Source organism: Rhizobium sp. NFR12 (assembly GCF_900108545.1).
Taxonomy (GTDB): Bacteria; Pseudomonadota; Alphaproteobacteria; order Rhizobiales; family Rhizobiaceae; genus Neorhizobium; species Neorhizobium soli.
Genome location: NZ_FNWM01000001.1, coordinates 1,006,799 through 1,024,049, shown reverse-complemented (window position 1 = coordinate 1,024,049; position 17,251 = coordinate 1,006,799). Strand labels below are relative to the sequence as shown.

Here is a 17,251-nt window from a genome sequence, read left to right as displayed (position 1 = left end):
ATCCATGGGGGATCGAGGGGGAACGACCAATGAACCTTATTCTCTGCTGCGACGGCACCTGGAACACGCCCGACGATATGGATGGCGGCCAGCCTAGCCCGACCAATGTTCGCAAGATTTACAATGCAGTCGCCGACAAGGATGCCGCTGGCATCAAACAGGATGCCTACTATCACCCCGGTGTCGGCACAGACGGAACCTGGTGGCGACGTGCGGTGGAAGGCGGTACCGGCAAGGGTCTCGCTGACAACATCAAGGGCGCTTACAAATGGCTTGCCAGCACCTACAAATCCGGAGATCAAATCTATCTGTTCGGCTTCAGCCGTGGCGCCTACACGGTCCGCAGCCTCGGCGGCATGATCTCCAAATGCGGCCTTCTGGATATCAAAGCCTCTAAGCTCGACGAAGAGGGAACCTGGAAGGCGATCGAGGCGATTTTCACGGAGTACCGCGCCAAGAGCGAAGCCGGCACCAAGCGCAAACAGTCCGGCAAGATCCACTTCCACAACGTCGCCCCAGGCGGCACCCGCAATGCCTCAACGCTCATCCAGTTCATCGGCGTCTGGGATACGGTCGGCGCGCTCGGCATTCCCGATGACATGGGGTTTCTCAACCTTCTCGACAATCCGGAGAACCATGAGTTTCACGATACGACACTCGGTTCCGCCGTCCTCAACGCCCGCCATGCGGTGGCGCTCGACGAGTTCCGCCAAAGTTTCATGCCGACGCTCTGGGTCAGGCCGGATGGCTGGACCGGAACGCTGAAACAGGTCTGGTTCCCGGGCGTGCATGGTGATGTCGGCGGTGGCTATGCCGCAACGGGCCTTTCGGACGGCGCTCTCCTGTGGATGATGAACGAGGCAAAAAGCTGCGGCCTCGTATTCCGCGAAGGGGCTGAAAACCAGCTGAGGCCGGATCCGCGCGGCGTGCTGCATGATTCCGCCAGTGGCATCTTCGCCAAGCTGAAAACGAGACCGCGCGCCGTACCGCACGTGACCGCAACGCCTTCAGAAGATTTGCACAGCTCCGCCTCCGAGCGGCACCGCACCCCGCCCTTGTCGCAGGGGCGCTACCGGCACGCCAACGCAGACCTGCCCGCAGAGGTCGACGTCTTCGCACGCGACCACTGGAACGACACCGGCATCTTTCTGCAAAAGGGCATTACCTACACGTTCGTCGCGAAAGGCGAGTGGACCGATGGCACGGTCCTGTGCAACGCCGATGGCCCGAAAGATGGAGGAAACTTCCAGGCCGGTGAGATTGCCCATATTGCCTCAAGCGGCCTTGGTCAGCTCGAAAAGGCGTGGAAATGGTCGACCGGAAACCAGCAGGTGGATTTCTGGTGGACCCGTCGCGAGGAGGAGCTCCCCTGGTTCAGCCTGATCGGCGTGATCGCCAACGACGTGCCGCCGCCCGCTCAGCAGCAGACGCCCAAGAACGGCATTCTCAAACTGCCCCACGAGGTGTTTCTCATCCGCAGCAAGGCGAAATTCACACCGAAGGGCGACGGCTATCTTTACTGCTTCGCCAACGATGCCTGGGGCGCCTACGGCAACAACCGCGGCAGCGTCAGGCTGACAGTCGCGCCTTCCCCGTCTTCCGCAAACCCACCACCGAGCCACTGACCAACCACGCCGTGACGACGACCAACACTCGTCACGGCGTGCTCTCACCACACGCCACGCAAAAACATGAGTATCACACTCAGATTCAAACTTGACTCATTTAGTTTAGATTTCTAAGGCTTTTTGCGGGGCTTCTGCTTCGGCGGAAATCAAACAATCCGAACGTTACCCGGACGCAGGCTATCGCCGCGCCCGATGTCTCTGCATGTCTTTTTGAGGGGAACCACCATGCCTACCCGTTCGTCGCGGCATCGCCATCTCTACGCCGGAACTGCCGCACTTCTGCTGATCACGGCCGCGCCGCCGGCATGGGCGCAAGAGACTGCCCAGACCGCCGCTGGAACGACCGCCGCTGGAGCGACCGCCGCGACCCAGGTTGCCGATGGACAGGATACGACCGCCCTGAAGCCGATCGTGTTGCGCGACGGGACTTCCGTCGGCAAGTCCGACTCGCCGCTGACCGAAACGACAGATCGTCAGGTCATCCAGGACCGGATGGTCACCGATTTCAAGGATTTCTCCCGTCGCGTCGATGCCGGCGTCACCTTCAACCGGCAGAGCCAGAGCATCAACATTCGCGGTCTGCAAAACGAGCGCGTCCTGACGACGATCGACGGGATCCGCCAGCCCTGGCTGACCGACCCGCGCGATAGCGCCCGTGGCGGCAACAACGCCTTCGATTTCGACACGCTTTCGACGATCGATATCACCAAGGGTGCCGATTCGAGCCGCGTCGGTTCCGGCGCTCTTGGCGGCGCAGTCCAGCTCTACACGATCAATCCGGAAGACCTGATCGAGGACGGCCGTAATTTCGGCGCCCTGACCAAGAGCACCTATGACAGCGCCGACCGCAGCCTCGGCAACAATGCCGCCATCGCCGCACGACACAATGACAGCTGGTTCATGCTCCAGGGCGGCTACAAGCGCGGCAACGAGACCGATAACGAGGGCGACATCGGTGGTTACGGCACCACCCGCACGGAGGCCAATCCAAGCGATTACTGGCAACGCAACCTGCTCGCCAAGTTCCACCAGTATATCGAGGGCGGCCATCGTTTCGGCCTGACCGGCGAACTCTTCAACAAGGAGATCGACAGCGACAACATGCGCGGCACGACCACGAGCTACCAGCAGGGCACGCTGAAGAGCGGCGAAGAGGTCGATCGCAAGCGGCTGTCGGCATCCTACGACTTTATCTCCCCCAGCGGCGGCGACATCGTCGATCAGGCGAGCATCATCACCTACTGGCAAAAGCAGCGACTGAACAACACGACGGACGGGTTCCGCCTTACCGACCCACGCGGCTCAATCATTCCCGGCGACCCCTTCTTCTACGGCTCCCCAAGCGGTATCTACAGCCGAGACAACCAGCTGACACAGGATAGCTACGGCATCTCCGGCAGCGCCTCGAAGGAACTGACCATCGGCGGCGTCAGCCACGAATTCCGGTTCGGCGGCGAGCTCTCCTGGCAGAAGACCTATCAATACTCCTCCGGCGTCGACAATTGCCCTGATGTCGACTGGACGACCATCCCGCAACCCTTCGGTCCCCAGTCCTGCCGCATGCTCCATTCCAATTCGTCCGATATGCCTGACGTCGACGGGATGATCCTCGGCATGTATGCCGAAGACGACATCAAGTTCTTCGAGGACCGCCTGACGGTTACGCCCGGTGTGCGCTTCGACTGGTACGATTACGATCCGAAATCGACCGCAAGCTTCGAGGACAGCCCGAACTACGATCCGGCCTATCTCGAAAGCAACAATGATTTCGGCATCTCGCCAAAACTCCGTTTCGGCTGGAAGGCGACCCAGGAACTGGAACTGTTTGCCCAGTATGCCCGCGGCTTCCGCGCGCCGACCGCGACCGAGCTTTACCAGAATTACGGGGCTCCGGGCTCCTATGCCCGCATCGGTAATCCCGATCTCGAAACCGAAACCAGCAACGGCTTTGAAATCGGCGCCAAATACTACGCGGCCGACTATTCGTTCAAGGCGACCGCCTTCAACAACTACTACAAGAACTTCATCGACACGGTCACCATCGCGCCTCCAGGCGGTGAGTACCCGGTCGGCGGCATTACCGGCTACGAAAACCTCAACCACGTCCGCATCTACGGCATCGAGCTGGGTGGCGAATGGCGCTTCGATCCACGCTGGCGCACCTGGGGCTCGTTTGCCTATTCGCATGGCAAGGATACCGATACCGGCGACTACCTGAACTCGGTCGCGCCGCTGCGCGCCATCATCGGCCTCGGCTATTCATCCGAGACCTGGGGCTCGGACGTCTCGCTGACGCTTGCCGCCTCCCGCCACAAGGTCAGCGGCACCGGCTTCGAGGCACCCGGTTACGGCCTCGTCGATACGACCGTGTGGTGGGCACCCGAAAAGGTTGGTACCGTCGATCTCTCCGGCCTCAAGCTACAGGCCGGCGTCTTCAACGTGTTCGACAAGAAGTACTTTGACGCGGTCAGCGTCCCGGACGGCGTTTCGGCTTCGGCGCAGGACTTCTACAGCGAGCCCGGCCGCAGCTTCAAACTGTCGGTGACCAAGAAGTTCTGATCCCTCCCCGACGATCGCCCCGTTGATCCCAGACGCCGCATTCCCCGTTGAACCGAGCCCGGAAAGTTGAACACAGCTTTCCGGGGGCAGTTCCCGAGGGGTGCGGCGTTTTCGTCAGGATAGGCATCTTGCACCGGTTTTCGGCCCGGCTTATGGGAATCTCCAGCGCCTGCAACGGAGAACGGCCCCCATGAAATCGCTGGAACTGCTTGTCGAGAAGATCATCCTCTCCAGTCGCTGGCTGCTCGTCGTCTTCTATCTGGGCCTGGTTGCCGCACTCGCCGTCTACGCGCTGTCTTTCATGTTCAAGTTCTGGAAAGTCGCCAAGGAAGTCTTCACGCTGAGTGAAGCCGAAATGATCCTCGCCATGCTGGGTCTCATTGATGCGGCACTCGTTGCGAGCCTGATCGTGATGGTGATGATCTCTGGTTACGAGAACTTCGTTAGCCGCTTCGACGAAACGGAAGCCGACGTTTCGTTCCTCGGCAAACTGGATGCCGGAAGCCTCAAGATCAAGGTCGCCTCCTCCATCGTTGCCATCTCGTCGATCCATCTCCTGCAGATTTTTCTCAACGCCAACCAGTACTCGGATACCACGCTGATGTGGTACACGATCATCCACCTCACCTTTGTGGTCTCGGCCGTCATGCTCGGCTGGCTGGAGAAGATCATGGCGACGACAAAGGCCCACAAACACGAAACCAAGCTTTGACCGACTCAGCGTCTAAATCACCCCGGATCAGGCCGGACCGGTGATTGACGAACCGCAAAAGTGCTTGCGAATGAGCCCATCTCGGCGATACATGAGACAAATATAACAGTATCTCGGAAAATTACTCCACACGGGGGCTTTTGCTCACTTTTCCGCTGGATTTACAAAGCGATTAGTATATTTGTTGCGCTTAACATAATAACCATTCACTTTTTTCGAAGCTAATATGATCACGCTGGAGCGGCAATCGATCCTCAACGGCGAAATCTCTGCAGCCTACTCCCGTGCGGAGATTTCGACGGTCTTTGAACGGGCCACACGCGAATTTGGCTTGCGCCATTTCGCTCTGGTCAAGCTTCCGCCTGCAAGCGAGACGCTTCTGTCCCGCATCATCGTCGAGACCAATCTTCCCAAGGACTATATCCGCGAATTCGATCGACTGCGGCTGCTGCCACGCACCCGGATGGCGGATGCCACGAGCGGCTGGTCGCTCCCGGACTGTTGCTGTCTCGATGATCGAAACTCGCCTGGCCAGCTCCCGCCGGACCTGATCGCCCTGCGCCGTCAGTACGGCATGATCACCAGCGTCGCGATGGCGCTTCATTCGGTCGATGGTACCGGCTTCCGTATCCGCATGTCGGGAGATCGTCCGCGCCTGACCCAGGCGGAACTGAACGAAATCGGCATGGTGATTTTGCACGCCTTCGCGGTGTTCGATCGCATCCGCCGATCGGAGCAGGCATCGACCTTCGGGCCGCTGACCACGCGGGAACTTGAAGTCGTACGCTGGACGGCACAGGGCAAGACCTCGTCCGAAATCGGCAAGATCCTCTCCCTCTCCGATCACACGGTCAACGCCTACATGACCAATGCCATCAAGAAGCTCGATTGCGTCAACCGCACCCAGCTTGTGGCAAAAGCGCTGAGACTGCGGCTGATCAGCTAGCGCTGCCGCAGCCGCACCGTCTTACCGATCCAGCACGCCGCGCACTTCAACGAGGTTGGAGCGCACCATCAGCGTATGGAAGCCCATCACCGACAGATGGCTCGGCATGATCATGCCGTCTTCCGCCCCATTGGACACGATCGACGGCTGGATGCGAAGTGCTGCGCGGAAACGCGACAGCGTCTCGTTCCAAAGCTGCGTCAGGTTGCGCTCGCGTATGACCTGAGAGAAGTCGGCACCGGCGGCGGAAAGCACCGCGTAATAGCCATAGAGCTGGCCATAGGCGAACCAGAAACGGTCGTCGGCACGGGTATCGAACCAGCCGGCCGCATGGTTTTCCGACCGGTCGCGCAGGATCGCCGCTGTAGCACCAAGATCATTGGCGATCCGGTCGACGAACTGCACGAGATTGTCGGAGCGGCTGTCGAAGGTCGCGTTGCAGGCGGTGAGATCTGCGTTGAAGGCGCGCAGCTTTTCGATCGCGGTGCGATAGTAGCTCGGCGTCGGCGTTTTGAAACCAAACGGATCGACACCGAAATACCAGGAATACTCATCAAACTGCAGGTTGCCGCGGGCATCCTGTAGGTTGGTGTTGACACCCGACGTGCCACGCACGCGGCCGAGCGTATCGACAAGTTCGCTGGACGTGCGCCGCACGGCCTGGTTCACGCCGCGTTGGAACGAAGCCTTGTTGTCGAGAAATGGCGTGTTGTCCCAGCTGATGCCGAAGAAGCCGAGCCGGTAGAGCAGCATGGACGAGATCCACGCATTCTGGTTCACGTTGGCGTCGGTCAGATCCGCCGCCGCATCGACGATCGCCGACGACTGGCACTGGCGGGCAGCCACAACAGGCGCGGCGGGCACCGGAGAAGACGCGGCCGTCCCGTTCGATGTTTCGGCAGCAGCCGCCGCCACGGGCGCCGTCGCAGGAAGGTCCTGGCCGGCCGGGACGGTGCGCTCATTCCAGCGATAGGCATCGACAAAGCTCGGGTTGAACCCGGTCCAGATCTGGGTCTGCACGAAGAAATAGCCGTAAAGACCAAACAGGATAACGAGGAATGCCAGGATCGGCGCCTTCACCATCAGGTGCCGCTCGCCATACCAGCCGTGAGCGGCGCGAAACGGCCAGACGATCCCGGCGACGAGCAGTCCGATGCCCCTTGCGATCGCCTTGCCCAGGGTCTGAAGTGAGGCCTTGAGCCGATCGAGCATCCTGTTCTCCTGTCTGTGGGGCCGATAGGTACGCCCGGTTGTTCCAACAGATATGGTTCCGCAAGCAGGCAAACAACCGCGCTGCACAAAAATCGGCAGCGGAGCACGGGTTTACGATCGCAGATAGCCGCCAAACGGCCAGTGCGGCATCCTCCAGCGCCCGTCACTGGGGCTCGTCACAGCCGTCACCTCTCCAGGCTCGCTCCCATCGGTCACGGACACCGGATCGGTCTCCGCCTTCGGCAGGAACCGGTCGGCAAAGGCCTGTTGCGCCGCCCGCTTTGCTTGCCCGGCACCGGAGGCCCGCCAGGCACTTTCGGCAAATACCCCTGCTACCGGAACACTGTAGGGGAGAAGGCCCTGCAGCGGTGGATCGCGCTGCCAGAGCGCCTGATGAACCGCCAGCAGGTCGCCGGTGTCGAAAAGCACCTTGTGGCGCAAGATATTGAGCGTCATCACGCTGGCATTCATCCGGTCGGTTATACCGTTCATCAGCCGGAAAAGGCCTTCCGTCCGGCCCACCGCGTCGGGTTTGGACAGATCCTCGCCCATCAACCCGCGCACCAGCTCCCTGCGGTGGTCGGCAAGGTCGAGAAGCCCCCTCTCGAACCGGTAGCGTCCCATCATCAGCGCGACACGTTCCTTGTCGAGCAGCGTGTAGAACGCATTTCCGACATCGAGGAGCTGCTTCACGGGCTCGATGCCCGTCCTGTTTTGCCCCGAACGTTGACCGGACCATTTCGTGGTCCAGCCGAGTATGCGCTTCAAACTGGTGGGCTCGACAGGATCGTCGAAGGTCTGCCGCAGCCTCGTCACCGCATCGCCGAACGCGCCGACCGCTTTGGCGAGATCCGCCTCCAGGCCGTCGCCCATCATCGTCACCCGTGCCTGCCGCTCGGCCTCGGCTTCGAGGTCTGCGACATCTGGAACGTGTCTGTCCTTCACCCCTCGCGAAAGCATCGCTTCGGATGTGGCGAGCTCGTCCCACATTGCCTGAAACGCCGTCGCGATCCGGGATATTTCCTCGTGAAATCGCCGGTAATCTCCCATGCCCTGCCCTCCCCAAAGCACTCCCGCGGCCGTGCCACCGTCCGGGAGAATTTCAAGGTATCACAGGCTGGAAAAATCGCTACGTCGTTTCAACGCAAACGGGAACAATGACAGTCTTCGCGTCGCCGCTTACCAGCAGCGCATCTTTTCTTCCCAGTGCCGACGGCAAAGCGAGACGTAGCGGTCGTTACCACCCACTTCAACCTGCGCGCCTTCGCGCAGCGCCTCGCCATCGGCATCCACACGCACGACCATGGTCGCCTTGCGCCCGCAGTGGCAGATCGTGCGGACTTCACGCAGTTCGTCAGCAATCGCCAGCAACTCCTGCGACCCCGGAAACAGCTTCCCGCGGAAATCGGTCCGCAGACCATAGGCCATGACCGGAATGCCGACGCGGTCGGTGATGCGGGCAAGCTGCCACACCTGCTCGGAGGTCAGGAACTGCGCCTCGTCGATAAAGACGCAGGTCAGCGGCTCTTGCCCATGCAGCTTTGAGATCTCCGCATAGAGATCGTCCTCTGGGCTGAACGGGATCGCATCGGATGACAGGCCGATTCGCGATGCAACGCGCCCCTGGCCGCCCCGGTGGTCGAAGTCGGCGATGAAGATTGCCGTGCGCATGCCGCGTTCGCGGTAGTTGTAGGATGCCTGCAGCAGCATGGTCGATTTGCCGGCATTCATCGTCGCGTAATGGAAGTAAAGCTTGGCCATGCGGCTTTGTGATGCCGATCGGCATCGAAGAAAAGCGCCGCCACGCAAAACCCACAAAAAATACGCGAACGACCCATCAATCGGCGCCTTGTCGCAAATGGTGGCTTCAGACGCCGTGATGCACAAGCTTGCCTGTTTCGGAGAGATATTGATAAGGTTGGGCATGATTTTAATGGGGAGCATAAATATGACCATGACCGTTTCGACCAAGACCATTCTGGCCGCCGCCGTCTCCATGATGGCGCTGAGCGGAGCTGCTTCGGCCGCCGAGCCGGCAAGCTGCGGCACCGTCCGTTTCTCCGATGTCGGCTGGACCGACATCACCGCCACGACCGCCACCGCCTCCGTCCTTTTGAAGGCGCTCGGCTACGAGACGGATGTGAAGGTGCTTTCGGTGCCGGTCACCTATTCGTCGCTGAAGAACAAGGATATCGACGTCTTCCTCGGCAACTGGATGCCGACCCAGGAAGCCGACGTCCGGCCCTTCCTCACCGACAAGTCGGTCGAATCCATCGGCCCCAACCTCGTCGGCGCCAAGTACACGCTGGCAACCAATGCCAAAGGCGCCGAACTCGGCATCAAGGACTTCAAGGATATCGCAGCCAAGGCCGATGCTTTGGGCGGCAAGATCTATGGCATCGAACCCGGCAATGACGGCAACCGCCTGATCCTCGGCATGATCGAGAAGGACACATTCGGCCTCAAGAAGCTGGAAGTGGTGGAATCTTCTGAACAGGGCATGCTGGCCCAGGTCGCCCGCGCCGACAAGGCCGGCGAACCCGTCGTCTTCCTCGGCTGGGAACCGCATCCGATGAACGCCAACTTCAAGCTGACCTACCTTACCGGCGGCGATGACGTGTTCGGCGCGAATTTCGGCGGCGCCGAAGTCTATACCAACGTCCGCGCCGGCTACACGCAGGAATGCCCCAATGTCGGCACCTTCATCAAGAACCTGAAGTTCTCGCTGCCGATGGAAAACCAGATCATGGGCGGCATCCTCAACGACGGTGAAGAGCCGGAAGCAGCGGCGACCACGTGGCTGAAGGCCAATGGCGCTGCGATCACCCCGTGGCTTGCCGGCGTCACCACCAAGGACGGCAAGCCCGCCGAGGCAGCGGTCAAGGCCGAACTCGGCCTGTAAGACGCGGCGCAAACCGGCGAATGCCGGCGGTGTGATCCTCGGGCCCGTCCCGAGGATCCGCTGACGTTGGTAGACCCTTGGGGGCGCCCTCGAGGGTAACGCTTTCGCTCCTTGTATTTCCTTCCAGACGAGGCAGGCACGCGACGTGAACTGGCTAACCAACTCGCTCCCGAACTGGCTTGTGGATTCCACCGGCAAGATCCGCCTTGGAAACTGGGCGAAAGATGCGGTCGACTGGCTGACCACCAATGCCGACTGGTTCTTCAACTGGCTTGCCACCGTGCTGTCGGCGGTCATCGATGCGATCCTGTACGTGCTGCAGGGGCCGAACCCCTTCGTGCTGATCGCCATCGTCACAGCGCTCGCCTTCGGGCTGAGACGATCCGTCTCGATATCAGCCTTCACCGCAATCGGTCTGTTGCTGATCTATAACCAGGGCTACTGGAAGGAGACGACGGAGACGCTGGCGCTAGTGCTTGCAGCCACCGCCGTCTGCATGGCGGTCGGCATTCCGATCGGCATCGCTGCTGCCCGTCGCCCCTGGCTCTACGAAATCCTGCGGCCGATCCTCGACCTGATGCAGACCATTCCCACCTTCGTCTATCTCATCCCGGCGCTCATTCTGTTCGGCCTCGGCATGGTGCCGGGCCTTATCGCAACCGTCATCTTCGCCATCCCCGCCCCGGTCCGCCTCACCCGCCTCGGCATCATCTCGACGCCCGGATCTCTGACCGAAGCAGCCGTCGCCTTCGGCGCGACGCCGTCGCAGGTCCTGCGCAAGATCGAACTCCCTTACGCGATGCCGCAGATCATGGCAGGCCTTACCCAGACGATCATGCTGTCTTTGTCGATGGTGGTGATCGCAGCGCTTGTCGGTGCCCCCGGTCTCGGCGTACCGGTCGTGCGGGCGCTCAACACCGTCAACATCGCCCGCGGCTTTGATGCCGGCTTCTGCATCGTCATCCTGGCGATCATTCTCGACCGCATGTTCAGAACGGCAGAACCGGGAGGCAAGTCATGACCGACGCGATGAACCGGACAGCGCCTGCCGCCGTCACCTTCTCGAATGTCGATATCATCTTCGGCAACAACCCGGAACGGGCTGTCAAACTGCTCGACCAGGGCATGACGCGCGACCAGATCTCGGAAGAAACCGGGATCGTGCTCGGTGTCGCCGATGCCACGCTGTCGGTGCGCGAAGGCGAAATCCTGGTGCTGATGGGCCTGTCCGGCTCGGGCAAGTCGACGCTCCTGCGCGCCGTCAACGGTCTGGCGCCGGTCGTGCGCGGCGCGGTCAGCGTCGCCACCCCGTCCGGCCCGGTCGATCCCTACAAGGCCGGCACCCGCACCTTGCGCGATCTTCGGATGCACACGGTTTCGATGGTCTTCCAGCAGTTCGCGCTGCTGCCGTGGCGTACCGTCGCCGACAATGTCGGCTTCGGGCTTGAACTTGCCGGCGTCGCCGAACCGGAGCGGCGCAAGCGCGTCGACGAGCAGCTGGAACTCGTCAACCTCAGCCAGTGGGCGGATCGCAAGGTGGGTGAACTCTCCGGCGGCATGCAGCAGCGTGTCGGCCTTGCCCGCGCCTTTGCCACCGGCGCACCGATCCTGCTGATGGACGAACCGTTTTCGGCGCTCGATCCGTTGATCCGCACCCGCCTTCAGGACGAGCTGCTGGAATTCCAGCGCCGCCTGAAAAAGACCATCCTGTTCGTCAGCCACGACCTCGACGAGGCTTTCCGCATCGGCAACCGCATCGCCATCATGGAAGGCGGCCGTATCGTCCAGTGCGGCACCCCGCAGCAGATCGTCCAGGCACCCGCAAACCAGTATGTCGCCGATTTCGTCCAGCACATGAACCCGATCAGCCTGCTCACCGCCGGCGACGTGATGCGGCAAGGGGTAACCGCCGATGCCGGGGCACCGCCGGTGTCGGCAACAGCGAAGAGCACCACGCCGCTGGTCGACATCATGGATGCGCTGGCCCGGCAGAGGGGATCGATCGCGGTCGTCGATAACGGCGCCGTCGTCGGCGCGATTACGGCTGACGACGTGATTGCAGGTCTGACACGCCATCGACGCCGGACTTGATGCAAATCAAGGCGGACTGACACTCGTTTGTTAATGATCTGCTGTTATAGAGATTTGAAATTTAGAACTGGTGAATATTTTGACCGACGAGCTGCAGGGCGCAATGACGGTGAGACAGGCTCTTCCACCGACCTCTGCGCAGGAACCTTCGAAAGATCAAAGCGTGTTGCGCGACACGGATGAGGAAGCACGCCACCTTGCGCGGATGCTGGTGCGCGGCGCCCGTCACATGGCGCTTGCGGTGCTTGATCCCACAAGCGGTTTTCCCTCCGCAAGCCGCGTGCTGACCGGAACCGATCTTGATGGCGTGCCGGTGATTCTCGTATCGGCGCTGTCGGGTCATACGAAGGGATTGGCAGGCGATCCCCGCTGTTCTGTCCTCGCCGGCGAGACCGGCAAGGGCGATCCGCTCGCCCACCCGCGAATCACCGTTCAGTGCATTGCGGAAAAAAAGGAAAGAGATAGTCCCGTCCATCTGCGCATCCGCCAGCGGTTTCTGGACCGTCATCCGAAAGCAAAACTCTATATCGATTTTCCGGATTTCTACTCTTTTGCCTTGTTCCGCAGTCGGCCTCGCTCAACGGCGGCTTTGGCAGGGCCTATGTCTTGGATGGCAGCGACCTTGTCATCGCGAACCCTGGAGGCGGCGAGGAATGGAGTAATTTCTCGCGCGATATCAGAGAGTTGACGGACGAAGCGAACAGCCTTGCCGCACGGCTCGGCGCAAAGAATGCTGGTCAATGGCGGTTCGTCGGTGCAGATAGCGCCGGGCTAGATCTGATCGCCGGAGACACATTGCTGAGACATGAGTTCAGGACGTTGCAATCGTCCCCCGAGCACGCGTCCCAGTATATTTTCAATATGTCTAAAACAGTGTAGTCGACTACCCAAAATCTAGGGATATACAACTTTGATGTCTGCTGGTTTAGTCAGTTCCAGGGACTACGGCATTACCGGAGCACGGCATGCTCAGGAAGAGGGGATAGAGATATGATGGAAACGATGCCACTTTCAGACCACTCGAATGCAGCAGCGAATTTGCTGTCTGCGATGGCAAATCCAAAGCGGCTGATGATTTTGTGCTGCCTGGTCAAGGGCGAAGTAGCTGTGGGGGCACTGGCTACTCAAGTTGGCCTGAGCCAGTCTGCACTGTCACAGCACTTGTCCAAGCTGCGCGCGCAGAAACTGGTGAAGACGCGCCGCGATGCGCAGACGATCTATTATTCGAGTTCCGCGGACTCGGTTCTCAAGGTCCTGTCGACGCTTGAAAACATCTACTGCATCCCGGCTGAGACGAAATCTGCAGCCGCCTGAAATCTTGTCCGCTGCATGACGCGGCGGGTCAGAACGCATCCACACAGCGTTGCCGGCATGGCTGGTAGCATTTTTTCTTTTTGAAATTTGCTTTGTAAGATTTTTTGAAACCGATGAAATCTCTGGAAATGGCTCGTCTCGCGACGAGCCATTTCTGTTTTGACTATGCCTTGAAGAAGGCCAGCAGATCCGCGTTGATGACGTCGGCATGCGTCGTCGCCATGCCATGCGGCAGACCTTCATAGACCTTGAGCGTACCGTTCTTCAAAAGCTTGGATGATAGCATCGCCGAATCGGCGATCGGCACGATCTGGTCGTCGTCGCCATGCATGACGAGAACCGGCAGGTCGATCGCCTTGAGGTCTTCCGTGAAGTCGGTTTCGGAAAACGCCTTGATGCAATCGTAATGCGACTTGGTGCCGCCCATCATGCCCTGACGCCACCAGTTGCGGATCACGCCTTCGGAGACCTTGGCACCGTCGCGGTTGTAGCCGTAGAACGGTCCGGTCGGGATATCGAGGAAGAACTGCGCCCGGTTGGCTGCCTGTGCGGTACGAAATCCGTCGAACACCGACAGCGGCAAACCGCCCGGATTGCTGTCGCTCTGCACCATGACAGGCGGCACCGCACCGATCAGCACGGCCTTGGCAACGCGGCCCTGCGGCTGGCCGAATTTCGCGACATAGCGCGTCACCTCGCCGCCACCTGTCGAGTGACCGACATGGATGGCTTCCTTGAGGTCCAGATGCGCCGCCAGTTCGGCCACGTCTGCCGCGTATGTGTCCATCTCGTTGCCGGTATCGGTCTGGCTGGAACGGCCGTGCCCGCGACGGTCATGCGCGATCACGCGGTAACCCTGGTCGAGGAAGAACAGCATCTGGGCGTCCCAATCGTCGGACGAAAGCGGCCATCCATGATGGAAGACAATCGGCTGGGCGTCCTTGCTGCCCCAGTCCTTGAAGTAGATCTGCGTGCCGTCGCTGGTGGTGATGTAGCTGCTGCTCATGGCTTACCCTCGATTGATCTGACAGGTGAGAGGTGAACGTCTGCATTTGGCTGACCGGTAAATCGGGCAGCGCCTGCAGATTATGATTCCCTCTCGCTTTTGCAACTCTTGATAAAAGCGAGAACCGAACATTCAACAATATGGTTGACAATTGCGGCGGAGGTTCTAAGTTAAACCTTATGGTTGAATTAACGGAACATCAGATCGATGCGGTTTTCCAGGCTCTGAGCGACACCACGCGCCGGCAGATGCTGACGGCTCTTGGAAGCGGCGGGCAGACTGTCGGACAACTGGCAGCCCCCTACGACATGTCGCTGGCAGCCGCGTCGAAACACATCAAGGTCTTGGAGGCAGCCGGGCTGGTCCGCCGCGAAATCCAGGGCCGTACGCATCTCTGCCGCCTATCGCCAGGCCCGCTCGCCGCCGCCCACGAATGGCTGGCCTTCTACGAACGCTTCTGGACCGCCCGCCTCGACACGCTCGACCGGCTGTTGCGTGAGGACGATGCGATCAAGACCACCGGCCCGCAAGGCGAGGCCACCACCAAAGCCGAAGGAAAACCGCACAGCAAACCGGGAGACGATCAATGACCGACATGACATCGTTGAGCAGGCACGCCTTCATGACAGAACCCCTCGCCCTGACGATCCAGCGCAAGCTACCAGGGCCGATCGAACGCATCTGGGACTATGTCACCGACAGCGATCTGCGCCGCCAGTGGCTTGCGTCCGGCACGATGCCGAGCCAGCCGGGCGGCACGTTCGAGCTCGTCTGGCGCAATGATGAACTCAGCGCTGATTCCGCCGGCCGCCCGGAAGGCTTTCCCGAAGAACAGCGGATGCAGAGCGAGATGATCGCCTTCGAAGCACCCCACCGGGTGGTCTTCTCCTGGCCACCTTCAGGCGAGGTCTCGATCGAACTGCAGGCCGTCGGCAGGGATGTTCTTCTGACCCTCACCCACCGCCGCATTTCCGACCGTCGCAACATGGTCATGGTCGGCGCTGGCTGGCATGCCCACCTCGACATCCTCGAGGTCAAGGCAGCGGGCAAAAATCCTGCCGCCTTCTGGCCCGCATGGCTTCGCCTGCGCGAGGAATACGAAGCCATCGTTCCCGCCTGAGATCCTCTAGCGACCACACCCCGCCCCGGCGCGAGCCTCAGGCACCGGCAACCAGAAATGGAGCAGCGTCAATGCATGAACCCTTTACCGGCGGCTGCACCTGCGGCGCCGTCCGTTACACCGTCACCGGCGAACCCGTCGCCATGGTCGATTGTCAGTGCCGTCAGTGCCAGCGCGAAAGCGGCACCGGCCACACGTCCAATCTCGTCTTTGCCGGAACGACAGTGACGATCGAGGGCCAGCCGAGTCACTGGGAAGCAACAGGCGATGGCGGCACCGTGAAAAGACGCGCCTTTTGCCCAACCTGCGGCGCGCCCGTCTCCATGACCTTTCCGGCCATGCCGGACATGTTTGTCATCCGCGCAGCAAGCCTCGACGCACCGGACCGATATCGGCCGCAGATGATCACGTGGACCGACGCGGCCCAGCCATGGGACCACCTCGACCCGGCCCTCGCGCGCTTTGAGAAGATGCCGCCCGCAGCCTGACGCGAGGCAAACGGGACCGTCTCCGTCTCTGTCAAAAGGGCTGCCAAACCGCGGCCCTTTCGACAATCTTGGCCCTCGGGTCTTGAAGATGACAGCCGCCTGAGGCAATAGGCGCCATACACTTTCCCAGGACCGTCACGAGGCCGACCGCACGATATGCTCCAGACACCCTACTACCTCATCGACAAGTCGAAACTTCTCCGCAACATGGAGAGGATCGCTGCTGTCCGCGAGACGTCGGGCGCCAAGGCATTGCTGGCGCTGAAATGCTTTGCCACATGGTCGGTATTCGATTTCATGCGCGACTATATGGACGGCACCACGTCCTCGTCGCTCAACGAAGTCCGCCTTGGCCACGAGCGCTTCGGCAAGGAAACCCACGCCTATTCAGTGGCCTATGCGGATTACGAGATCGACGAGGTCGTTTCGCATGCCGACAAGATCATCTTCAACTCGATCGGCCAGTTGCAGCGTTTCGAGAGCCAGTCGTCGGGCATTACCCGCGGCCTGCGCCTCAACCCCGGCGTCTCCTCGTCCACCTTCGATCTCGCCGATCCCGCCCGCCCTTTCTCGCGGCTGGGCGAATGGGACCAGAAACAGGTCGAGCCGGTCATGGACCTGATCTCCGGCTTCATGATCCACAACAACTGCGAAAACGGCGACTTCTCGCTGTTTGATCGCATGCTCGGCGAAATCGAGCAGAAGTTCGGCCCCCTGCTGAAGAAGGCCGAATGGGTCAGCCTCGGCGGCGGCATCCATTTCACCGGCGACGATTACCCGGTCGACCTGTTTGCCGAGCGCCTCAAGCGCTTCTCCGGCGAATACGGCGTCCAGGTCTATCTCGAACCCGGCGAAGCCTCGATCACCCGCTCGACGACGCTGGAAACCACCGTCCTCGATACCCTTTACAACGGCAAGAACCTTGTCGTGGTGGATAGCTCCATCGAAGCGCACCTGCTGGATCTCCTGATCTACCGTGAAAACGCGAAGGTTCATCCAAACCAGGGACCTTATCGTGCCATGGTCTGCGGCAAGTCCTGTCTTGCCGGGGATATTTTCGGCGAGTTCGATTTTCCGAATGAACTGAAAGTTGGCGACCGCATTTCCTTCCAGGATGCCGCCGGCTACACGATGGTCAAGAAAAACTGGTTTAACGGTGTGCAAATGCCGGCAATCGCCATCCGTGAACTGGATGGCAGCCTCAGGACGGTCCGCGAGTTCGGCTACGCGGACTACGAACAAAGCCTATCCTGAGCACAAAGCTCAGCGGCTT

Annotated in this window: 16 protein-coding genes and 1 pseudogene; 13 read left to right on the top strand and 4 right to left on the bottom strand. The window is 60.6% G+C overall.

All coding sequences use genetic code 11. The features are described 5' to 3' along the window. Window positions 1–29: 29 nt before the first annotated feature. From BLW69_RS04955 to BLW69_RS04940, 4 genes are all read left to right on the top strand, one after another. Window positions 30–1,625, top strand: a complete 1,596-nt coding sequence (locus BLW69_RS04955) for a DUF2235 domain-containing protein (protein ID WP_092660300.1) — start codon at window positions 30–32, stop codon at window positions 1,623–1,625. A 228-nt stretch (window positions 1,626–1,853) separates the two neighbouring features. Then, a complete protein-coding gene (locus BLW69_RS04950; RefSeq protein ID WP_175487241.1) occupies window positions 1,854–4,187 on the top strand; it encodes a TonB-dependent hemoglobin/transferrin/lactoferrin family receptor in 2,334 nt (777 codons plus the stop codon). Window positions 4,188–4,377: 190 nt separating this feature from the next. Continuing rightward, window positions 4,378–4,899: a TIGR00645 family protein gene (locus tag BLW69_RS04945; protein ID WP_082472017.1), complete on the top strand. Its 522-nt coding sequence runs from the start codon at window positions 4,378–4,380 to the stop codon at window positions 4,897–4,899. A gap of 226 nt (window positions 4,900–5,125) precedes the next feature. Then, window positions 5,126–5,845 carry a helix-turn-helix transcriptional regulator gene (locus BLW69_RS04940; protein WP_062455631.1) on the top strand — a complete coding sequence of 240 codons (720 nt, stop codon included), beginning with the start codon at window positions 5,126–5,128 and terminating at the stop codon, window positions 5,843–5,845. Between the two features lie 21 nt (window positions 5,846–5,866). Here the strand turns inward: BLW69_RS04940 and BLW69_RS04935 are convergent, their stop codons facing one another. The 3 genes from BLW69_RS04935 to BLW69_RS04925 form a co-directional block, all read right to left on the bottom strand. Continuing rightward, on the bottom strand, window positions 5,867–7,057 hold the full coding sequence (locus BLW69_RS04935) for a DUF2333 family protein (protein WP_062455628.1): 1,191 nt from the start codon (window positions 7,055–7,057) through the stop codon (window positions 5,867–5,869). Between the two features lie 111 nt (window positions 7,058–7,168). Continuing rightward, the gene (locus BLW69_RS04930) at window positions 7,169–8,107 is read right to left on the bottom strand and encodes a hypothetical protein (RefSeq protein WP_092660296.1); all 939 of its coding nucleotides are present in this window, start codon (window positions 8,105–8,107) and stop codon (window positions 7,169–7,171) included. A 129-nt stretch (window positions 8,108–8,236) separates the two neighbouring features. After that, complete coding sequence (locus BLW69_RS04925) at window positions 8,237–8,818, bottom strand: thymidine kinase (RefSeq protein WP_062582867.1); 582 nt, start codon at window positions 8,816–8,818, stop codon at window positions 8,237–8,239. A 187-nt stretch (window positions 8,819–9,005) separates the two neighbouring features. Here BLW69_RS04925 and BLW69_RS04920 point away from each other — a divergent pair, with 187 nt between their 5' ends. From BLW69_RS04920 to BLW69_RS04900, 5 genes and pseudogenes are all read left to right on the top strand, one after another. Then, entirely contained in the window at window positions 9,006–9,959 is a 954-nt protein-coding gene (locus tag BLW69_RS04920; protein WP_062582865.1) for a choline ABC transporter substrate-binding protein, read from the top strand. A gap of 145 nt (window positions 9,960–10,104) precedes the next feature. Next, window positions 10,105–10,980 carry a choline ABC transporter permease subunit gene (choW, locus tag BLW69_RS04915; RefSeq protein ID WP_092660294.1) on the top strand — a complete coding sequence of 292 codons (876 nt, stop codon included), beginning with the start codon at window positions 10,105–10,107 and terminating at the stop codon, window positions 10,978–10,980. Next, window positions 10,977–12,050 carry a choline ABC transporter ATP-binding protein gene (gene choV, locus BLW69_RS04910; protein WP_062582860.1) on the top strand — a complete coding sequence of 358 codons (1,074 nt, stop codon included), beginning with the start codon at window positions 10,977–10,979 and terminating at the stop codon, window positions 12,048–12,050. The genes choW and choV overlap by 4 nt, the downstream gene beginning before the upstream one ends. Before the next feature lie 103 nt (window positions 12,051–12,153). Next, a pseudogene (locus BLW69_RS04905) lies at window positions 12,154–12,929 on the top strand (HugZ family protein). A 114-nt stretch (window positions 12,930–13,043) separates the two neighbouring features. Continuing rightward, complete coding sequence (locus BLW69_RS04900) at window positions 13,044–13,364, top strand: ArsR/SmtB family transcription factor (RefSeq protein WP_062457893.1); 321 nt, start codon at window positions 13,044–13,046, stop codon at window positions 13,362–13,364. A 163-nt stretch (window positions 13,365–13,527) separates the two neighbouring features. On the opposite strand, the gene BLW69_RS04895 is transcribed toward BLW69_RS04900, so the two are convergent. Continuing rightward, on the bottom strand, window positions 13,528–14,370 hold the full coding sequence (locus tag BLW69_RS04895; RefSeq protein WP_092660292.1) for an alpha/beta fold hydrolase: 843 nt from the start codon (window positions 14,368–14,370) through the stop codon (window positions 13,528–13,530). Window positions 14,371–14,549: 179 nt separating this feature from the next. Here BLW69_RS04895 and BLW69_RS04890 point away from each other — a divergent pair, with 179 nt between their 5' ends. From BLW69_RS04890 to BLW69_RS04875, 4 genes are all read left to right on the top strand, one after another. Then, window positions 14,550–14,960 carry an ArsR/SmtB family transcription factor gene (locus BLW69_RS04890; RefSeq protein WP_062455609.1) on the top strand — a complete coding sequence of 137 codons (411 nt, stop codon included), beginning with the start codon at window positions 14,550–14,552 and terminating at the stop codon, window positions 14,958–14,960. Continuing rightward, a complete protein-coding gene (locus BLW69_RS04885) occupies window positions 14,957–15,490 on the top strand; it encodes an SRPBCC family protein (RefSeq protein WP_092660290.1) in 534 nt (177 codons plus the stop codon). Before BLW69_RS04890 ends, BLW69_RS04885 begins: the two co-directional genes overlap by 4 nt. Before the next feature lie 71 nt (window positions 15,491–15,561). After that, entirely contained in the window at window positions 15,562–15,978 is a 417-nt protein-coding gene (locus BLW69_RS04880) for a GFA family protein (RefSeq protein WP_092660288.1), read from the top strand. A 156-nt stretch (window positions 15,979–16,134) separates the two neighbouring features. Beyond that, the gene (locus BLW69_RS04875; RefSeq protein WP_062455601.1) at window positions 16,135–17,232 is read left to right on the top strand and encodes a carboxynorspermidine decarboxylase; all 1,098 of its coding nucleotides are present in this window, start codon (window positions 16,135–16,137) and stop codon (window positions 17,230–17,232) included. Window positions 17,233–17,251 lie beyond the last annotated feature (19 nt).